The organism is Pseudomonas sp. (assembly GCF_026224925.1).
Taxonomy (GTDB): Bacteria; Pseudomonadota; Gammaproteobacteria; order Pseudomonadales; family Pseudomonadaceae; genus Aquipseudomonas.
The window spans coordinates 1-4,035 of the sequence record NZ_JAMFRV010000695.1 but is presented as its reverse complement, the minus strand read 5'-3'; the positions used below and the strand labels follow the sequence as shown (position 1 = coordinate 4,035).

The following is a 4,035-nucleotide window of genomic DNA, read 5'->3' as shown; positions in this document are numbered from 1 at the left end:
GGAGCGGGAAACGAGACTCGAACTCGCGACCCCGACCTTGGCAAGGTCGTGCTCTACCAACTGAGCTATTCCCGCAAATGGCGTCCCCTAGGGGACTCGAACCCCTGTTACCGCCGTGAAAGGGCGGTGTCCTAGGCCACTAGACGAAGGGGACACACGTACAACATTCACTACTTATTTGCGCTTCGCTGTGTGCTTTACGCTGTAAGTGGCGCGCATTCTATGGATGCAAGGCCGGGTCGTCAACCCCAATCTATAAATATATCTAAATCAATGACTTCCCTGTGCTTTGAGCCTTGATGCCTTTATAGACACGCCGGATAATTAACGCCGTTAGTTTGACGAACCTCCGTTACACCTATCGGCCAATTGCCATAACCACTACACTCCGGCTGTACATACCCTGAATGAGGCTACAACGGTGACACCACTCATAATCACCCTACTGATTGTTGCTGGCATCGCCATTCTGATAGCCATCGGCTTCCTCAACCATGTGGCCGAAAACCAGAAGCTGGAACGTGCTCGTAACAAAGTTGAGCTGGATGATCGCCTGCGTCGCTGCGGCGAAATCACCGAAACCTTCCCCGGCCAGCTGATGACACCCGATCTCAAGCTACTGCTGACACGGCTGGAGCTTAACGTCGTCCAGCGTATGCTCGGGTTGAATAAAGGCAGCAACGCACTCAAGGAACGCATTGCGGAGCTGACCGCGCTGATCGATAAAGGCATTGATATTCCGATCAACAACCCGCCAAGCCCGATTCAAACTGAGGCCAAGGCCAAGGATGTACGCTTTCTATTGGAAGCGTTACACGGCCAGGTGACCCGCGCTGCCCACGATGGTTTTTTGCCCACCACCGAAGCCAAGCAGTGGATAAAACAGATTCGCCATATTTTGGTGCTCCTGCACATCGAGTTCTTCAACAACCTCGGTCAACATGCGTTCGCCCAAGAGCAACCCGGTCAGGCACGCTTGGCATTCGAACGTGGCGTGCAGTACTTGAGCAAACAGCCGGAGCCGACGGTTTATCATGAACAGCTCAAGTACATGCAAAAGATGTTGGCCCGCTCCAACTCAATGGTGCTGACCAATATTGAACTGGTCGAAGGCGAAGAAAACCAGTTGACCGACGGCCTGAAGGTTGACGAAATAGAATCCGAATGGAAAAAGAAAGTCGTTTACGATTGATGCCCCGTGCGCGGCAGACAAGCCTTGGTGCTTATCTGCCCTGGCGGTATGGGTCTACCGGTGACGCTACTGGCAGGTCGTGAGCTTTAGAAAGATTGCCACCAACTGTTCAACCCCTGCCTGATCCTCCTCAGAGAAACGCCCAACGCTTGGGCTGTCCAGATCCAGCACGCCAATCAACTGCCCGTCCTTTATCAATGGCACGACCAACTCGCTGGCGGAGGCGCTGTCGCAGGCGATGTGCCCGTCGAACTCGTGAACGTCATGAACCCGCTGAGTGTGCCCAGTGGCCGCTGCCGTGCCGCAAACACCACGCCCGAACGGGATCCGCACGCAGGCGATCTGGCCCTGAAACGGCCCAAGCACCAGCTCTTCGCCGCGCGCCAGGTAAAAACCAGCCCAGTTCAGGTTATCAAGCTGGCTGAACAGAAACGCCGAAAATTGCGCGGAATTGGCGATGAAATCGCGCTCGTCCGCCAGCAACGATTCCAGCTGTGCCGCCAGCAAGGTATAGCCATTGAGGCCTGCGCCGGTGCTGTGTAAATCGATCATGCCTGTTGCTCCAAAAGTTGAAGGCCTACCCAATACCGCGCAAATTGGTAAGCGCAGCGGCCATTGCGATTACCACGCCCGGTCGCCCAGCGCACAGCGGTGATGTCCAACTCTTCGTCGCGCTGCCATTTGAGCCCGGACTTGTTCGCCAACTCACCGATCCAGTGCTCGACCACTGTCAGGAAATGCTCTTGGGTAAACGGATAAAATGACAACCACAGCCCGAATCGGTCGGACAAGGCGATCTTGTCTTCCACGCCTTCGCTCGGATGAATCTCACCATCAACCTGTTTCCAGTTTTCATTGTCACTGGACTTCTCTGGTACCAGATGGCGGCGGTTGGACGTGGCGTACAGCAGCACGTTATCCGGCGCTTGCTCCAGCGAACCATCGAGCACGCTTTTAAGCACCCGGTAATCGCTCTCGCCCGCTTCGAACGACAGGTCATCGCAAAACAACACGAAACGCTGCGGCAGCTTCTGAAGCTGCTCGACTACACGAGGCAAGTCACCCAAGTGATCGCGCTCGATCTCGATCAGGCGCAGACCGTCGGCGTGATTCTCCGCGAGCAATGCGCGAACCAGCGATGACTTGCCGGTACCCCGCGAGCCCCAAAGCAAGGCATGGTTGGCGGGCAAGCCGTCGATAAACTGTTGGGTGTTGCGCGACAACTGATCGCGCTGACGGTCGACACCGATCAAGTCAGACAGACGCATGTCGAGACTGACCTCCAGCGGCATCAGGTAACCGCTTCGACCTTCTTGCACCCAGCGCGCAGCAAGGGTATGGGTCCAATCGACGGGCTTGCGAAGCGCCGGCAATAAAGGCTCCAATCGCGCCAGTACGGCGTCGGCACGTTCGAGAAAGGTAATTAACCGAGAGTCCACACTATCTCCTTAATTAAACTGGTAAAAAGCAAGGCTCGATCAGCTATGCTCGTCGCGACGGATCACGAGGAATGGCTCTGCCCATGGATATATCGTTCATCCACCGCCTATCATTCAAGCAAGCTCTACTGACAGTGCTGGTTGGCTTCATTCTGGGAACCCTGTTTAGCTTGGGTCAAATCGCCCTCGATTATGCCAGTGAAGACGCATCGATCAATCGTGAAATTCGTTCTTTGCTGGACATCAGTCATAACCCGGCCTCGCGCATCGCCTACAACCTCGATGCGGAACTGGCGCAAGAGCTAGCCCTCGGATTGCTGCATTCCCCCGCCGTCATTGGCGTTAGGATCGCTGACAACAACGACGCAACCCTTGCCAGCGTCGAGCGCCCTGCGGCTCAAAGTGGCCACCGAATCGTCAGCGACGCCCTGTTTGGTGCGACCCGTAACTTCGTCGACGCTCTGCACCTCGACCATCTGCCCAATGAGTCTATGGGTAGCCTGCGCCTGACAGTCGATACCTTCGCGTTCGGCAGCCACTTTTTGCAACGCGCTGAAATCACCTTGATCAACGGCTTTACCCGCAACCTGCTGCTGGGCGGGATTTTGATGCTGCTGTACTACATTACCCTCACCAAGCCGCTGCTCGGCGTGATTAGTGCGTTGACTGAAAGCAACCCGCGCGGCCCGTTCCACGCCCCCCTGCCCTGCCCTCCCGGCCACCAACGGGATGAAATTGGTGTACTGGTGAGCGCAGCGAATCAGCAGTTCGACATGGTGGCTAGCGAGTTCGACCGGCGCCGCGCCGCTGAAAACAGCGTGATCGACCATTTGAACGAACTGGAAACCATCGTCTCGGCGCGCACCAACGAGCTTAAGGCCAGCAACACACGCCTTAGTCAATCCAACGAGGAGTTGCAGGCCGCCCGCGGTATTGCGGTGGACATGGCCCATGCCCGCGCAGCCTTTCTTGCCAACATGAGCCATGAAATCCGCACGCCGCTTAATGGTTTGCTGGGGATGCTTTCGCTGTCTCTCGACAGCCCGCTCAACCCAGAGCAACGTCAGCAGCTGTCGATTGCGCACGACTCCGGCAAGGTGCTGGTGGAGTTACTCAACGATATCCTCGACTTGTCAAAGTTCGACGCGGGCCAATTGGAGCTTGAACACATCCCGTTCGATCTGGGCGCACTCATTGAAGATACGGCCAACCTGCTGTCGCAAAACGCGGCGCCAGGTGTCGAATTGACCTGCCTGATTGATCCGCTGTTTCCAACATTGATACTGGGCGATCCTACGCGGGTGCGACAGATTGTCAGCAACCTGCTCTCCAACGCACTGAAATTCACTCGTTTTGGCCGTGTGGATGTCAACCTAACCCCACAGGACGGCGGCATCCGAATCG

General features: G+C 56.2%; 4 protein-coding genes and 2 tRNA genes. 2 read left to right on the top strand and 4 right to left on the bottom strand.

The features are described from left to right. Positions 1-2: 2 nt before the first annotated feature. Both M0974_RS29035 and M0974_RS29030 read right to left on the bottom strand, forming a co-directional pair. A tRNA-Gly gene (locus tag M0974_RS29035) sits at positions 3-75 on the bottom strand. A gap of 3 nt (positions 76-78) precedes the next feature. After that, a tRNA-Glu gene (locus M0974_RS29030) sits at positions 79-154 on the bottom strand. Positions 155-421: 267 nt separating this feature from the next. On the opposite strand from M0974_RS29030, the gene M0974_RS29025 reads away from it, so the two are divergent. After that, positions 422-1,192 carry a hypothetical protein gene (locus tag M0974_RS29025; RefSeq protein ID WP_297845173.1) on the top strand — a complete coding sequence of 257 codons (771 nt, stop codon included), beginning with the start codon at positions 422-424 and terminating at the stop codon, positions 1,190-1,192. Between the two features lie 66 nt (positions 1,193-1,258). Here the strand turns inward: M0974_RS29025 and M0974_RS29020 are convergent, their stop codons facing one another. After that, on the bottom strand, positions 1,259-1,744 hold the full coding sequence (locus M0974_RS29020) for a GAF domain-containing protein (protein WP_297845171.1): 486 nt from the start codon (positions 1,742-1,744) through the stop codon (positions 1,259-1,261). Further along, positions 1,741-2,631 (bottom strand): ATP-binding protein, encoded by an 891-nt coding sequence (locus tag M0974_RS29015; protein ID WP_297845170.1) that lies wholly within the window; start codon positions 2,629-2,631, stop codon positions 1,741-1,743. The genes M0974_RS29020 and M0974_RS29015 overlap by 4 nt, the downstream gene beginning before the upstream one ends. An 83-nt stretch (positions 2,632-2,714) precedes the next feature. Between M0974_RS29015 and M0974_RS29010 the strand changes: the two genes are divergently transcribed. Then, a partial coding sequence (locus M0974_RS29010) for a histidine kinase dimerization/phospho-acceptor domain-containing protein (RefSeq protein WP_297845168.1) occupies positions 2,715-4,035 on the top strand: 1,321 nt, incomplete at its 3' end.